Raw genomic sequence first — 14,364 nt, 5'->3', positions numbered from 1 at the left:
GCCTGTCAAAAGTGCTTTTGCGTTACTCTTGACAAGAGTAACAGAACCGAGGACGAGCAAGTTTATGAGATTGGAGGTATAACTTATGCAAAGAACGATAAGCGCAATGGTGGGTAAAGGCTCGGTCAATCACAACAGCCGCAAGTTCAAGGCTGAAAATGTTGACGGGATCAGAACGCATTTGAACATTGATTACTGTAACGAGCCGATAAAGAAAATCTATCACGAATTGTTTGACGAAGCACTAAAAAGATACAACGAAAAGCAGACAAGAGCCGACCGCAGAATAGAAAACTACTATGAGAAAATCAGAAACTCAAAGCAAGAAAAGCCGTTTCACGAACTGATTTTACAGATTGGCGATAAGGAAAATATGAGCGTCGAAAGCGAAAACGGACAGCTTGCACGGCAGGTTTTAGATGAGTATTATCGGGGATTTCAAGAGCGAAATCCCAACCTAAAAGTGTTCTCTGCTCATCTGCATATGGACGAGGCAACGCCCCATTTGCATATTGATTTTGTTCCGTTCACAACCGGCAGCAACCGTGGACTTGACACGAGAGTATCACTAAAGCAGGCGCTTGCCGCACAAGGATTTAAGGGCGGAACCCGTGGAGATACCGAGTGGAATCAATGGGTAAGCGCAGAAAAATCTGCACTCGCATTCGTTATGGAACGACACGGAATTGAGTGGGAACACAAAGGAACGCACGAAAAACATTTGTCTGTTCTTGATTATAAAAAGCAAGAAAGAACAGCAGAACTTGAACAATTGGGTGCTAAAATCGAAGAAAAGCAAGCCGAATTTAATGTGTTATCCGAGCGAGTGTTAAACTATGATGATGGTTTGGAAAAATTAAGGAATGTGGAAGAAATGCTCGATAATGCCCCCGAATATCAGCTCTCCGAACCGCAAAGTTTTATGTCTGCAAAAGCATATAAAACCAAAATTGCAGAGCCGCTTATTCAAAAATTAAAAGCGTTAATCAAGACGGCATTGGCTCGTTGCTTTGAAGGTTGGGACAATTACCATAGATTAAATATCACGAACGGCAATCTCTATCGTGAGAACGAAATGTTATCGAAAATCAACAGTAAGCTGAAAAACGAAAACGAAAATTTGCGTTCAGAGGTCAAAGATTACAAACTTTTGCGCAAAGTTTTCGGGCATAAACAGATTGACGAGTTGCTTGAACAGGCAAGAAATATTAAAGGTCGTAAGCGTGAAAACCCACGCTCAAGATAAATAAATTTTTGGAGGTAAAACAAAATGGCAAACACAATTTTTGAACAAACGGGCGGTACTTATACGCAGGTGGGCGACTATATGTTACCCGATTTATTACCGGCGGAAGAAGAAAAGGAAGCGAATATCAGTATTTGGGCAATGCGGCACAAAAGATATTTGAAGCAACACCATAAAGTGTTATATTATAATTTGCTGACAAGCGGTAAGCTCAATTCATATCTTGTAGATATTGAACAGCAGGCTCAAGACCTTTTTTCTCGGCTTGTAAAAGACTTAGCCGAAAAAGAAAATGTAACTGAAAACTTAAAAGCAACCGACCAAATGCTATGGGTTCGAAAAATGAACAATATCCGTAACCGTGCAACGGAAATTGTAAATGCTGATATAATTTACACGGTATAAACATAACGACGGCAGGGAGCAATCCCTGCCACTGTCATTCATTTCTGAAAATTTACATCTATCTTAAAATATGATATTGCTATTATTCGAGATTTAGAATATAATATAGTAAATGACACACAGTGTAGGAACAGGAGATTTTTATGGAATTTATGTCTGCAAGAGAAGCCGCTGATAAGTGGGGTATTTCTCAAAGAAGAGTAGCGGTTCTGTGTTCTGAACAAAGAATTGCTGAGGCAACTATGGTGGGCAATATGTGGATTATACCTATTTCGGCAGAAAAACCGATAGATGCAAGAAGTACACGATATAGTAAAACTGATGAAAAAGCGGTTAAACCTTTCTTGAAATGGGCAGGCGGCAAAGGTCAGCTCATTAAAGAGATTGAACGTTACTATCCGTTTGATAGAGGAAGAATTACAAAATATGCTGAGCCATTTGTTGGCGGTGGTGCAGTTTTGTTTGATATACTTAGTAAATATGATTTAGATGAAGTTTATATCAGTGACATTAACGCTGAACTTATCAATACTTATCGAATTATTCGTGATGATATTGATGCTTTGATAGAAATGCTTTACACTATGCGAAGCGATTTTATTCCGTTAGATACGGAAAATCGTAAAGTATATTATATGCAAAAGCGTGAGCGTTTTAATGATTTGAAGGTCAACGGAAATGAAAGCGTCAATATTGAAAAAGCTGCATTGATGGTTTTTCTTAACAAGACTTGTTTCAATGGTTTGTTCCGTGTAAATAAAAAGGGTTTATTCAATGTTCCTATGGGTTCTTACAAAAATCCTATGCTCTGTGATGAAAAAAATCTCAGAGCCGTATCGGAGAAATTGCAAAAAGTTACTATTATATGTGGAGATTACAGAGAGTCGGCTGATTTTATTGATAAAAACACCTTTGTTTATTTTGATCCTCCATACAGACCTATTACAGACACAGCAAGTTTTACCGCATATACCGAGAATTTGTTTAATGATGACGCACAGATTGAACTTGCACAATTTGTTGATGACATGGATAAAAAAGGTGCAAAAATTGTAATTAGCAATTCTGATCCAAAGAACTCAAATACAGACGATGATTTCTTTGATAATATCTATTCTGCACATAAAATCAAACGAGTTGAAGCAACTCGAATGATTAACTGTAATAGTGAAGCAAGAGGAAAAATTAAAGAGTTACTCATTAGCAATTTTTAAGGAGGTTCATATATGCCATACGGAGAATATGCACAATGTCCTTGCTGTGGAAAGACGGCATACGGCAAAGATGATATAGAGCAAGAATTCGGATACAGAAATATGGGTGATGGTCGTTATATACCACAGTCGTATTGTCGTGAATGTCGTTCGGCTCATTGCGAAGCTGGAAAGCCTTGCAAGGTTAAATAAAGAATTTTCGAGGAGAAGTGTTATGATAAAGAACGGAAAAGGCGGCGGAAACACAAAAACGGGGCTTGTATTTGAGGGGAAAACTGATTTAGCAACCTTTTTAAACAGTCAAGAAGGGTATCGGGTAACTGATGGAGTTGTGTTTTATAATGACGAAAAAGTTGCTCGCATATTCAAAAAACACGGATTTTATAGATATTTAAAGGAAGTTGGGGTTGATTGGACAAAGATTATCTCCAAAAAGCTACTGCCGGATGATAGTATTTATGTAATTATCAATAACACACTTTTTATTATTGAATGTAAATATCAACAGGTGGCAGGCTCTGTTGACGAAAAATTGCAGACTTGTGATTTCAAGAGAAAGCAGTATCAGAAACTGATGGCACAGCTCAATATTGATGTAGAGTACATCTATTTGCTTTCGGAATGGTTTAAAGATCCTAAATATAAAGACGTTTTGGATTATATCATTAGTATGCGTTGTCACTACTATTTTGAATACATACCGCTTACAAAGTTAGGATTGCCAGTGCCGCCTAACAGCGAGGAGGAATAAGTAATGTCAAGAGATTTTAATGCGTGGTTGTCAGGTTTTCGTGACAGTATCGCAGACTATGGTTATTACATAGATTTTGAAAAGGTTCACAGAAACGTCGATAATATCAAGGTTGAACTTAATATCTTAAATTCCCTCATTGGTTCTAAAAATATTGAAGCTGATTTTGAAAATTTGATGAGAAAATATCCCGAAGTATTAAAGTGTATCCCTCTGCTCTTAGCAGTTCGAGCAAATGAAATCTACTGTCAAGATGAAAATGGCGGTCATTTGTTTCAATTCGACTTTGGAAAGTATCCACCGAACAGCCACGCTCATTATGAGAGATACAAATATTTTATGCGTGAAACCGGGCTGTTTGATTTATTAGAAAATCATATAGTGAATAATTTGGTGGACTATGCAACGGGCGTCGAAACAGGTCTTGATTCCAACGGTCGTAAAAATCGTGGCGGTCACCTTATGGAAGATTTAGTTGAGAGTTTTATTCAAAAAGCAGGTTTTGTAAAGGGTGTTAATTACTTCAAAGAAATGTATATTCACCAAATTACAGATAAATGGAATATAGATTTATCCGCTATTTCCAATCAAGGCAAGATGGAAAAACGTTTTGATTTTGTTATTAAGACTCCTAATATGATTTATGGTATCGAAACTAATTTTTACGGTGGCGGCGGAAGTAAATTAAACGAAACAGCACGCAGTTACAAAACACTTGCTCTCGAAACCGACACAATCGACGGTTTTACTTTTGTTTGGTTTACCGATGGAAAAGGTTGGACAAGTGCTCGCCATAATCTTGAAGAAACCTTTGATGTTATGGAACACGTTTACAATATTATAGATATGGAAGATGGAATTATAGACGCCATTATGAAATGAGGATATATATGCAAATTAGTTCAAATATTTCCAATGAGGAAATAAAAAGCTTACAGAAAAGTTTTTATGAATATTTTGAAACTGGTTATGCGTTTGAAGATTTTTTGAAAGAATATCTTCTTAAAATGGGTCTTGATGAAGTAGAAGTAACACAGCGTTCAAGAGACGGCGGAATCGATTTAACGGCTATTCGCAAAGGTGTTGGGGATTTCAGTGAAATCGATATTACACACTACTACATACAAGCGAAAAGATATGCTTTAAAAAATAAAATCGCTGTAAAATCAGTAAGGGAATTAAAAGGAACAATACCTTTCGGCTATAAAGGAATGTTTATTACAACATCAGATTTCACAGGAGACGCTGTAAAAGAATCTTCAAATGATCCCTCTAAACCAGTGGTCTTAATAAATGGAAAGTCTTTGATTACAAGCTGCATTGATAATCAAATTGGTTTTATTTTTAAGCCTATTTTTAGCAGTGAGCAAATGGATCTTTTTGTTAAGAAACGCAAATCTGATGCGTCAGCACAAATAAATGTAAAAAACAATATTGTTAATGATTATATAGAAAAAACAATTACAGCTAATGATATACGTGCAAGAATTGTTTCTGTACCTTCTTCTGTGATGAAACAATTTGATATTGCTTTGAAAAGTGTTAGTGTGATAGTTAATGATAAGGATAAATACTTTTTCAACATAAATAAAGGAAGAAATTATTTTGGCGGTGTAACTGCATTTTTGAGAGATTATAATATGATTTCTGATGAGGGGGTTATAACGCCTAAACAAAGTAAGTGGAAATATGATGCAGATAATAAAATAGTCAAAATATACATTGAGGAACAGCAATGAATAAAAAGAAAATAACAAAATGGGAGCCTGATGATTTCGAGTTGGAAATGACGACGCATTGGTCTTTTCCAAAGCGTGGCGATTGGGCAACTCACGATGCAAAATGGCGTGGAAATTGGTCGCCATATATTCCACGAAACATTATATTAAGATATTCAAAAGTGGGCGATGTAATTCTTGACCAATTTGCAGGTGGTGGAACTACCCTCGTTGAAGCAAAGCTTTTGAACCGTGATATTATCGGCGTTGATGTCAATGATGTTGCACTCGACAGATGTAAAGAAAAAGTGAATTTTGAACACGAAGGTGCAAACGGAAAAGTTTATATCCGTAAGGGCGATGCAAGAAATTTAGATTTTCTTTCGGATGAAAGTATTGACCTTATTTGTACTCACCCACCCTATGCCGACATAATTAAATATAGTGATGGAATTGACGGAGATTTATCACAACTCAAAGTGAAAGATTTTCTTGAAGAAATGAAAAAGGTAGCTGTGGAAAGCTACCGTGTTCTGAAAAAAGATAAATTTTGCGCTGTACTTATGGGCGATACAAGACAAAAGGGTTGTATGATACCAATGTCTTTTGATGTTATGAAAATTTTCCAAGATGCCGGATTTACTCTTAAAGAATTGATTATCAAAGAGCAACACAACTGCAAAGCAACGGGATATTGGAAAACAAACAGTGTAAAATATAATTTTTTACTGATTGCACACGAGTATTTATTTGTTTTAAAAAAATGATGGGAGAATAAAATGCTACGAATAACAAATTGTAATATTAATCGATATCGTTCCATTTTGTCGATGGCAATTGATATTTCGTCTGATCTAAACTTAGTTGCGCTTTGTGGTCAAAACAATGTTGGTAAAACTAATACATTACGAGCAATTAATTTATTTTTTAACCCCGAAACCTACACTCCAGAAGTTGATATGCCAAAAATAAAACATGCCACTGGCGGACAGTCTATTCATCCCAAAATAGAAATCACTTTTTGGGACGATAAGAAAGATATTTTTTATGTCATTTGTCGCGATATGAAGTTTTATTCAGCATCTTCAAGCGAAGAGAGCATTAGTGGAGTTTCTTTTAAACTTGAAGGAAAAAAGAAAAAAGATAAGAAAAAACTTATTTTTGCAGAAATTAGTGATATATTGAACCAGGTTGAATTTGTATATATTGAGTCTATAAATACATTCATACCTGAATTGATAAGTAAAATTACAGAAGGCATCATAAATGTTGAATATGATAAGGCACGATTTTCTCGGTCTAAAAAGGAACTAAAAGAAGCATATGATACATATGTTGATGGATTAAGTGCGATTCTCGAAACTTTTGCAAAGGATATTTCTAACACTTTCAATTATTTCCGCGAAAATTGGAAGGTAGAATTTATAGTTCCAAAAAATTCGGAAACATTCAGAGATCTTATTTCTGAAGATGTTCATTTATCTCTTGATGACAACGGAAGTATAGGAGTATTGGATAAGGGAGCCGGCTTACAAAGATTAGCTACTATTTTGCTTAATTTTGAAATGCTTTCTCGCATTAATAAAAGAAAAAGTATTGTTGTTTGTATAGACGAGCCAGATGCGTATTTGCATGAAGGACTTCAACGAAAATTGAAAGCGCTTTTCGATGAAAAAAGTAGTAGTATGCAGTTGTTTTTTACGACACATTCTAAAGTTTTTATTAATGAGTATAATATGCGTAATGTTTTTCTTTTGGATTCTAAGTATTATGAACAATACTCCACACGAAAAAAGAAAAATATCAATGTTACAGAAACTATTTTGATTGATATAAATGAGCAAAGTGGCTATGATAAAATTTGCTCTCACTTAGGGATTGAAGCGGTAACATATGAATTGCTACAACGAAATAACCTTTTAGTAGAAGGCAACTGTGATAAAAAATATCTTACTGAGTTGCTTAATTATTTTGAACTTCCGTGTCCAAATATAGAGGCTCTTAACGGTGCAGATAATGCTATAAAATTTCTTGAATTTTATGATTCGTACTATCGAAATAATACGACGCAATATATGCCGAAGATCAAAGTTGTGCTTGATAACGATGTCAAGGGAAGAGAAATTTACAGTAAAATTCAATCCAAATCATATAATCACATTAATGTTAATGCAATTTTGCTTCAAAATCACACAAATAGCGGAAATGTTAAAATTGAAAAAAACAATACAAATAACGAAATAGAAGATTTTTTGTATCCGGAGGTTATTGTTTATTTAATAAATTTACTTTTGGATAAGAAAAGTATGGTAAAATTGAAATCAAGTTCAGTATGTAAAAAAATACATACGCCAGCATTCGCCATTAAGGGAATTCTTGAACTGTGTGAATACGAAAAGAATTCTTTGAATCCTGAAAATGGTGCTGAATTATCATTTATATCTTCTGGAAGTCAAACAAATCGAGTAAAAGAAGGACTGGCAGGAATGTTCAATTTAAAAGCCAACAAAAATCTTTTAGCATTGATAGGAGAATGTGATAAAAAATATCCCTATGTGCAACAGGCGCTCAAGAAGTTATGTGATTTTGAGGATGTTACCTAAGAGTTGGTTTCCGTGGCAACGATATGGCAACAAAAAATCGGATAGCGTATGCTTTACCGATAATTCAAATAATATAAATACTCTCTGATAAATTTCATAAACAAAAGTGTTTAAGATTGATTTACAGGGAGCGAGTGGGAGTAAATTCACATGTTATCGTGCAACACCCATTATCCTGTAATGTGTAAATTTTAATATCCTTGAGCGACCTTGAAGAGCAATCTTTTAGGTCGCTTTTTCTATGCCCAAAAATCCGATAAACACTGGACTTTTGGCAATAAAACGACAGTTTTATTCGGAGTTTAAAAAATACAGACAGGGGATAACGAAAATTACCCCAAAGAGAGTAGAGGGGTTTGTACAATAACATCAAGTGTTATTGTGCAACACCCATTATCCTGTAATGCGTAAATTTTAATATCCTTGAGCGACCTTGAAGAGCAATCTTTTAGGTCGCTTTTTCTATGCCCAAAAGTCTGATAAACACTGGACTTTTGGCAATAAAACTACGGTTTTATTCGGAGTTTAAACAATATAGACAGAGGATAACAAAATTTACCCCAAGGAGAGTAGAGGGGTTTGCACAATGACATCAGGTGTTATTGTGCAACACCCATTATCCTGTAATGTGTAAATTTTAATATCCTTGAGCGACCTTGAAGAGCAATCTTTTAGGTCGTTTTTTCTATCCCTAAAAGCCTGATAAACACTGGACTTTTGGCAATAAAACTGTGGTTTTATTCGGAGTTTAAAAAATACAGACAGGGGATAACAAAAATCACCCCAAAGAGAGTAGAAGGACTTGCACAGGCTCAATGTCAATAGTTGGGGTAACCCGAGAAAACGGAATATATGAGAATTACAAGCGGCAGAGAATTAAACAGTCGCTTGTTTTGCTGTGTGCGGTATGCGGCTCAATGTTTATATTTAGGATAACCCGAAAAAGTCTTTAATCTTCGGTTTTAGCTGACTGCTTTTTGACTAACATTTGACTAATATTTAAGCAATGTTATGCGATATTTCGCAATATTTTACGGTAAAAATAAGCAAATAAAAACCGCACCAAAGAGCCTGAAAACGGCTTTCTGATGCGGTTTTTGTTATGGAGCTGAAGAAGGGACTTGAACCCTCGACCTACTGATTACGAATCAGTTGCGCTACCAACTGCGCTACTCCAGCATATTATTTTAAATTTTAACAAGGATTACTGAACACGATGTGCAGTGCGGAAAATATAAATATTTTCACATATTATGCTAATATTTATAATGCTTAACTAACGCTAAACGCTAATGTGTTTCGGCAGACTTCGTGCGTAATGAAAACTTCACCTTGGTATTATACACCGATTGTCCCGATATTTCAATAGAAAAAAGTAAAAAAGCAAGTAAAAAAAGAAAATTTAGTTTAATTTTTCGTCTGTCATTATAATTTAAGGAGAAGAAAACATAACGGTTAATTAAATAAATTTATACTTTTGTTATTATAAATACAAAATTATGCACAAAAAAAGTGGTATTTTTTGTCTGGTGAAGTGTTATCACATTTGTAGAATAATAAAATTAAAAGTACTATAATTGTTACACAATAGATACTACAGCGGAAATGCTTTGTGATAGGATGTGCAGCAGATGCCAAAAAGAAAGTGCAGTAATATTGATGCGTCGGTCGGATTAAGAATGCGTTATTACAGAATCCAGTGCGGACTGACTCAACAGCAGGTTGCTGACGCTCTTAATATAAACCGTACAACATACACTAAATATGAAACAGGTGTTTCCGAACCGAGTCATGAGCTTCTGGGAAAAATTGTAAAGATGTTCGGTATAGATTATAACGCAATTCTTGACAACAGAGATTATTTTGAAAGAAGAGTTGCAGACGCTGATATGACGCTAAATGTCCTTACTCTTGCCGAAAGAGCAATCATTACAAGATTTCGGTCTATGTCAAAAGAAGATCAGAAAAAGATTTGTGAATATATAGATATGCTCTACAACGAAAAAGCAAAGAAGATTTTGTAAAAAACTCTTTACTTTTGACCTCGATTGTGATAATATAAAACAGATGACCGTGTCTCGGAACAGGGAGTATGCCGCTTGTCGGATTTTCACAGCCCTGCCCTGAGATTTTGGCGACTATTTTTGAAAGGTGGAATTTTTAATGCTTAAAGAAGAAAAGCAGGCTATCATGGCTGAGTACGCAACTCACGAAGGCGACACAGGTTCTCCGGAGGTTCAGATTGCTCTTCTTACAAAGAGAATCAATGACCTTACCGAGCACCTCAAGGTTCACAAGAAGGATCACCACAGCAGAAGAGGTCTTCTCAAGATGGTTGGTCAGAGAAGAAGCCTTCTCGCTTACCTCACAAAGGTAGACATTGAAAGATATCGTTCTATCATTGCAAGACTCGGTATCCGTAAGTAATTTTTTAAGTACACAAGGGCAAGCGAAAGCTTGCCCTAAATTCGATTTTCTGCGGGATTTTTATTTGCTGTTTTTTAGCGGTAAAACGATTAAATAACATATGCTTTTGTGTGTTTGTCAGTTTTGTTTAATGGTTTTATTGCTAAATCGGCGTAAAATCCCGTTTGAATAAATTTGAACTTTATTTAAAATGTGAAACTTATGTTTCGGAAAGGATTTTACTAAAATGAATCGACTTATGACATTCGACAAATACAGAGTATTTGAAACAGAATTTGCCGGCAGACCTTTAAAGGTCGAAACAGGCAAGATGACACAGCTTGCAAACGGTGCGTGTCTTGTTCACTACGGTGACACAACAGTTCATGTTGCAGTTACAGCATCAGAAAAGCCAAGAGAGGGCGTTGATTTCTTCCCGCTTTCGGTTGACTATGAAGAAAAGATGTACGCAGTAGGCAAAATCCCCGGTTCTTATCTCAAAAGAGAGGGCAGACCTTCGGAAAAGGCTATCCTAACAAGCCGTGTAATCGACCGTCCTATCCGTCCTCTTTTTGACAAGAGCATGAGAAACGATGTTTCAATCGTTTGTACGGTAATGAGCGTTGATCCCGACTGTCAGCCTGAAATTGTTGCCATGATCGGTGCTTCAATCGCAATTTCAATCTCAGATGTTCCGTGGAACGGACCTATCTCGGGTTGTTCTGTAGGTATGATTGACGGTGAGTACATCATTAACCCGACAGAGGAGCAGAGAAAGGTTTCTCAGATGGCAACAACAGTTGCCTCAACAAGCACAAGAATTGCTATGATTGAGGCAGGTGCAAACTGCGTATCTGATGACGATATGTACAACGCTATTATGGCAGGTCACGAGGCTAACCAGAAGATTATCAGCTTTATTGAGGAAATCAAGGCTGAAATCGGCAAGCCTAAGTTTGAGTTCGCAAGTCTTGAACCCGACCATGATATGTTTGAGGCAATCAAGGCATTTGCAGAAGAAGATGTTAAGGTTGCTCTTGATACAGATGATAAGAGAATTCGTGACGAAAGACTTAAGCCTATCTATGAGGCAGTTCACGCAAAGTTTGACGAGATTTATCCCGAAAGCGAAGCTCTCATTGACGAGTGCCTTTACAAGACACAGAAGTTCATTGTTCGCCGTTGGTTGCTCGATGAGCAGAAGCGTGTTGACGGCAGAGGAATGGACGATATCCGTCCTCTCGCATCAGAGGTTGGCGTAATTCCGAGAGTTCACGGTTCGGGTATGTTCACAAGAGGACAGACTCAGGTTCTCACAATCGCTACACTCGGTCCTGTTTCTGACAAACAGCTTCTTGACGGCATTGACGGCGAAACAGAAAAGAGATATATCCACCACTACAACTTCCCAAGCTACTCAGTCGGCGAAACAAAGCCAAGCCGTGGTCCGGGCAGAAGAGAAATCGGTCACGGTGCTCTTGCAGAAAGAGCTCTCGTTCCTGTAATTCCTTCTGTAGAAGAATTCCCGTATGCACTTCGCCTTGTTTCGGAAGTTCTTTCTTCAAACGGTTCAACTTCACAGGGTTCAATCTGCGGTTCAACTCTTGCTCTTATGGACGCAGGTGTTCCGATTAAGGCTCCTGTTGCAGGTATCTCATGCGGTCTTATCACAGAGGGCGATCGTTGGATGACAATGGTTGATATTCAGGGTCTTGAGGACTTCTTCGGTGATATGGACTTTAAGGTAGCAGGTACACACGACGGTATCACTGCTATTCAGATGGACCTCAAAATCAGCGGCCTTACTCCCGAAATGGTTAAGGAGGCTCTTGCCAAGACTCACAAGGCTCGTAACTACATCCTTGACGAAGTAATGCTCAAGACTATTGCAGAGCCGAGAGAAGAGCTTTCAAAATATGCTCCCAAGATGTTTACAACAACAATTCCTGCTGACAAAATCAGCGAGGTTATCGGTAAGAGCGGTAAGGTTATCAAGGAAATTCAGGCTGAATGCGGAGTTAAGGTTGACATTGAGGAAGACGGCGAACTCGGACAGGTATTTGTTTCGGGTATTGATTCCGACAAGTGTAAGCGTGCAATCGAAATTATCAACACTATCGCCGTTGATCCTGAGCCGGGTGCAATGTACCTCGGCAAGGTTACTCGTATTATGGACTTCGGTGCTTTTGTTGAAATCGCTCCGGGCAAGGAAGGCCTTGTTCACATTTCTCAGCTTGATGTTAAGCACACAGAGAATGTAACGGATGTTGTCAATGTAGGCGACATTATCCGTGTTAAGGTAATGGAAATTGACGATAAGGGCAGACTCAATCTCTCTCGCCGTCAGGTTCTCATTGATGTTGACGGTCTTGTTCCCGAAAACGACATTGACGCAGAAAGATCAGCTCGTCCGCGCAGACCTCACAACGACCGCAGAGGCGGCTTTAACAGAAACAACAGAAAGTAATTTTTGTAATCTGAAATTTAATATTTTAACAATCGGTTCCTTTCAATTTGCAAACCATTTTAAATTTCATGGATGTATAATAGCTTCACAAGATGTTGGTAATATACATTTTGGGTTTGTTGGCTCAGTTGTTTTCAAAGCAATAACATTATGCACGGGAGCAGGTATTTGTCAAATATTAAGTGGAACATCATCTTGGAGTTATTGGTATAGTTTTTTTGACGATCCCAGAGATACTCGTTTCATATTGTTGGGCAGAAAGTATTGGAGATTACTTTATAATCGGAAGGTGTTTCAATGGTAAAGAAGTTTTTTACGCTTAATTGCTTTTTTGCGGTTATGATTTTAATTAGTACTTTTTTTACAGCGTGTAGTTTGGAATACTTGCCCCATGGCGAGTTAATTGATACTACAGCATCTCCTAATAATGAATATGTAGTAAACGCTTACCTTTGTTCGGGGAATGCAACGACAGACTTTTCAATAAGGTGTGAAGTAGTTGATTTAAAAACGAATAAAAGTCGAAATATATACTGGAATTATCATCAAGAAGATGTTTCTTGGTATTGGAAATCTCAAGATGTTATTGTCATAAATAATATCGAACTTAATGTTTTGACGGATGAGTATGATTGGCGAAATTATTGACCTTATATCAATTGCTCAGTATTGGTATCTCTCTATGTTAAGATATTTTGTTTCTGTAATTGAGTTGTTACGCATCTACCTGATGACAGATGCAGATAACGGATTTGATATGAAATGTGCAATGTAAAAAGTGAACAATAAAAAGACATCCTATGGTAGAATAAAACCTACCATAGGATATTTTGTTATGTAAAAAATTGGTTCTTCACGATTTTTTGTGGGATGGTGAACGGACAGACGCAATAGAAAGATAGCGAATCAAGGTAAAGAAGAAGTCATCATCACGGTAACCGTAGCTAATTCGTTTAGCGACCTTGATCTTGTTGTTGAAGCCTTCGAGCTTGCCGGTGCTGATTGAGTAGATGGCATGGGCAGCTAATCCGGGGAGCCGTTTTTCTTTTTGAACTGCAAACCGTACCAATGCGGGAATCTCACTTTCTTTCGCCGCCTGAAACTATTTTGTCCATCCGGTGACTGCTTGTTGGTAGTCTGTCACTTCATAAAGTCTGCACATTTCCTCTTTCATGGCATAACAAACAGCAAGGTCGTGATGATCTTGCAGAATAGATTGTAATTGCTCGGTTTGCTGTCGGAGAGTTTATCTGAGTTAATGAGCAATGACCAACGCAGCTTCTTGAGTTGGCTGTATTCCTGCTTTTCGGCTTTAGCTTCTTGTTTAAGAGATTTCATAGTTTCCTTGTCGGTATCATCCGAGATATCGGCAAGGATTTCTTTTTCTTTGGCTTTATGCCTACGAGCTTCATCCAGACGAATAACGCCGAGAACATCTCTGCCAAATTGCGACTGCATATGAAAGCGATCATATACAATCTGTGCTTTGGGCAAATGCTTTGTTACAAGCTTGTTGTAAGATGCGTTCATGTCCATCGCTACCGCGATGACTGC

Annotated in this window: 16 protein-coding genes, 1 tRNA gene and 1 pseudogene; 15 read left to right on the top strand and 3 right to left on the bottom strand. The window is 37.2% G+C overall.

What is annotated here, in order from left to right:
- The first annotated feature begins 85 nt into the window (after positions 1-85).
- From RBATCC27255_RS05440 to RBATCC27255_RS05400, 9 genes are all read left to right on the top strand, one after another.
- Complete coding sequence (locus tag RBATCC27255_RS05440) at positions 86-1,246, top strand: plasmid recombination protein (protein ID WP_242958582.1); 1,161 nt, start codon at positions 86-88, stop codon at positions 1,244-1,246.
- A gap of 24 nt (positions 1,247-1,270) precedes the next feature.
- Entirely contained in the window at positions 1,271-1,651 is a 381-nt protein-coding gene (locus RBATCC27255_RS05435; RefSeq protein WP_021883135.1) for a TnpV protein, read from the top strand.
- 143 nt (positions 1,652-1,794) lie between these two features.
- On the top strand, positions 1,795-2,865 hold the full coding sequence (locus RBATCC27255_RS05430) for a DNA adenine methylase (protein ID WP_101029079.1): 1,071 nt from the start codon (positions 1,795-1,797) through the stop codon (positions 2,863-2,865).
- Between the two features lie 12 nt (positions 2,866-2,877).
- Positions 2,878-3,057: a hemagglutinin gene (locus tag RBATCC27255_RS05425; protein WP_101029078.1), complete on the top strand. Its 180-nt coding sequence runs from the start codon at positions 2,878-2,880 to the stop codon at positions 3,055-3,057.
- A gap of 22 nt (positions 3,058-3,079) precedes the next feature.
- A complete protein-coding gene (locus RBATCC27255_RS05420) occupies positions 3,080-3,616 on the top strand; it encodes a PD-(D/E)XK nuclease superfamily protein (protein WP_101029077.1) in 537 nt (178 codons plus the stop codon).
- 3 nt (positions 3,617-3,619) lie between these two features.
- Positions 3,620-4,498, top strand: a complete 879-nt coding sequence (locus RBATCC27255_RS05415; RefSeq protein ID WP_101029076.1) for a type II restriction endonuclease — start codon at positions 3,620-3,622, stop codon at positions 4,496-4,498.
- 8 nt (positions 4,499-4,506) lie between these two features.
- Positions 4,507-5,355 (top strand): restriction endonuclease, encoded by an 849-nt coding sequence (locus RBATCC27255_RS05410; protein WP_101029075.1) that lies wholly within the window; start codon positions 4,507-4,509, stop codon positions 5,353-5,355.
- Positions 5,352-6,101 carry a TRM11 family SAM-dependent methyltransferase gene (locus RBATCC27255_RS05405; RefSeq protein WP_101029074.1) on the top strand — a complete coding sequence of 250 codons (750 nt, stop codon included), beginning with the start codon at positions 5,352-5,354 and terminating at the stop codon, positions 6,099-6,101. Before RBATCC27255_RS05410 ends, RBATCC27255_RS05405 begins: the two co-directional genes overlap by 4 nt.
- A 12-nt stretch (positions 6,102-6,113) precedes the next feature.
- Positions 6,114-7,937 carry an ATP-dependent nuclease gene (locus tag RBATCC27255_RS05400; RefSeq protein WP_101029073.1) on the top strand — a complete coding sequence of 608 codons (1,824 nt, stop codon included), beginning with the start codon at positions 6,114-6,116 and terminating at the stop codon, positions 7,935-7,937.
- Between the two features lie 1,103 nt (positions 7,938-9,040).
- Here the strand turns inward: RBATCC27255_RS05400 and RBATCC27255_RS05395 are convergent.
- A tRNA-Thr gene (locus RBATCC27255_RS05395) sits at positions 9,041-9,116 on the bottom strand.
- A 452-nt stretch (positions 9,117-9,568) separates the two neighbouring features.
- Between RBATCC27255_RS05395 and RBATCC27255_RS05390 the strand changes: the two genes are divergently transcribed.
- The 6 genes from RBATCC27255_RS05390 to RBATCC27255_RS10455 all read left to right on the top strand — a co-directional run bounded on the left by RBATCC27255_RS05390 (position 9,569) and on the right by RBATCC27255_RS10455 (position 13,585).
- A complete protein-coding gene (locus RBATCC27255_RS05390) occupies positions 9,569-9,961 on the top strand; it encodes a helix-turn-helix domain-containing protein (protein ID WP_101029072.1) in 393 nt (130 codons plus the stop codon).
- 139 nt (positions 9,962-10,100) lie between these two features.
- The gene (gene rpsO / locus RBATCC27255_RS05385) at positions 10,101-10,364 is read left to right on the top strand and encodes a 30S ribosomal protein S15 (protein ID WP_015524098.1); all 264 of its coding nucleotides are present in this window, start codon (positions 10,101-10,103) and stop codon (positions 10,362-10,364) included.
- A 226-nt stretch (positions 10,365-10,590) separates the two neighbouring features.
- Positions 10,591-12,810, top strand: coding sequence for a polyribonucleotide nucleotidyltransferase (locus RBATCC27255_RS05380; RefSeq protein WP_101029071.1), 2,220 nt, complete (start codon positions 10,591-10,593; stop codon positions 12,808-12,810).
- A complete protein-coding gene (locus RBATCC27255_RS10755; protein WP_101029070.1) occupies positions 12,701-13,114 on the top strand; it encodes a polymorphic toxin type 44 domain-containing protein in 414 nt (137 codons plus the stop codon). Before RBATCC27255_RS05380 ends, RBATCC27255_RS10755 begins: the two co-directional genes overlap by 110 nt.
- On the top strand, positions 13,108-13,458 hold the full coding sequence (locus RBATCC27255_RS05370; RefSeq protein ID WP_101029069.1) for a DUF5412 domain-containing protein: 351 nt from the start codon (positions 13,108-13,110) through the stop codon (positions 13,456-13,458). The genes RBATCC27255_RS10755 and RBATCC27255_RS05370 overlap by 7 nt, the downstream gene beginning before the upstream one ends.
- The gene (locus tag RBATCC27255_RS10455; RefSeq protein ID WP_169923266.1) at positions 13,439-13,585 is read left to right on the top strand and encodes a hypothetical protein; all 147 of its coding nucleotides are present in this window, start codon (positions 13,439-13,441) and stop codon (positions 13,583-13,585) included. Before RBATCC27255_RS05370 ends, RBATCC27255_RS10455 begins: the two co-directional genes overlap by 20 nt.
- Positions 13,586-13,663: 78 nt before the next feature.
- On the opposite strand, the pseudogene RBATCC27255_RS10655 reads toward RBATCC27255_RS10455, so the two are convergent.
- Positions 13,664-13,894 (bottom strand): annotated as a pseudogene (locus RBATCC27255_RS10655) (transposase); the annotation flags it as partial.
- An 86-nt stretch (positions 13,895-13,980) separates the two neighbouring features.
- The coding region (locus RBATCC27255_RS10650) for a transposase (RefSeq protein WP_147639967.1) at positions 13,981-14,364 on the bottom strand (384 nt) is incomplete at its 5' end.

Source organism: Ruminococcus bromii (assembly GCF_002834225.1).
GTDB classification, from domain to species: domain Bacteria; phylum Bacillota; class Clostridia; order Oscillospirales; family Acutalibacteraceae; genus Ruminococcoides; species Ruminococcoides bromii.
Note: the sequence above shows the minus strand (reverse complement) of the source record. Positions and strands in the feature narration are given on the sequence as shown.

Bases quoted from the DNA above. Each gene is read 5' to 3' on its own strand.
- RBATCC27255_RS05440 (WP_242958582.1), top strand. From the start codon at position 86: ATGCAAAGAACGATAAGCGCAATGGTGGGTAAAGGCTCGGTCAATCAC.
- RBATCC27255_RS05370 (WP_101029069.1), top strand. From the start codon at position 13,108: ATGGTAAAGAAGTTTTTTACGCTTAATTGCTTTTTTGCGGTTATGATT.
- RBATCC27255_RS05410 (WP_101029075.1), top strand. From the start codon at position 4,507: ATGCAAATTAGTTCAAATATTTCCAATGAGGAAATAAAAAGCTTACAG.
- RBATCC27255_RS05430 (WP_101029079.1), top strand. From the start codon at position 1,795: ATGGAATTTATGTCTGCAAGAGAAGCCGCTGATAAGTGGGGTATTTCT.
- rpsO (WP_015524098.1), top strand. From the start codon at position 10,101: ATGCTTAAAGAAGAAAAGCAGGCTATCATGGCTGAGTACGCAACTCAC.
- RBATCC27255_RS05435 (WP_021883135.1), top strand. From the start codon at position 1,271: ATGGCAAACACAATTTTTGAACAAACGGGCGGTACTTATACGCAGGTG.
- RBATCC27255_RS05415 (WP_101029076.1), top strand. From the start codon at position 3,620: ATGTCAAGAGATTTTAATGCGTGGTTGTCAGGTTTTCGTGACAGTATC.
- RBATCC27255_RS10755 (WP_101029070.1), top strand. From the start codon at position 12,701: ATGTTGACGGTCTTGTTCCCGAAAACGACATTGACGCAGAAAGATCAG.
- RBATCC27255_RS05405 (WP_101029074.1), top strand. From the start codon at position 5,352: ATGAATAAAAAGAAAATAACAAAATGGGAGCCTGATGATTTCGAGTTG.
- RBATCC27255_RS05400 (WP_101029073.1), top strand. From the start codon at position 6,114: ATGCTACGAATAACAAATTGTAATATTAATCGATATCGTTCCATTTTG.
- RBATCC27255_RS05390 (WP_101029072.1), top strand. From the start codon at position 9,569: ATGCCAAAAAGAAAGTGCAGTAATATTGATGCGTCGGTCGGATTAAGA.
- RBATCC27255_RS10455 (WP_169923266.1), top strand. From the start codon at position 13,439: ATGATTGGCGAAATTATTGACCTTATATCAATTGCTCAGTATTGGTAT.
- RBATCC27255_RS05425 (WP_101029078.1), top strand. From the start codon at position 2,878: ATGCCATACGGAGAATATGCACAATGTCCTTGCTGTGGAAAGACGGCA.
- RBATCC27255_RS05420 (WP_101029077.1), top strand. From the start codon at position 3,080: ATGATAAAGAACGGAAAAGGCGGCGGAAACACAAAAACGGGGCTTGTA.
- RBATCC27255_RS05380 (WP_101029071.1), top strand. From the start codon at position 10,591: ATGAATCGACTTATGACATTCGACAAATACAGAGTATTTGAAACAGAA.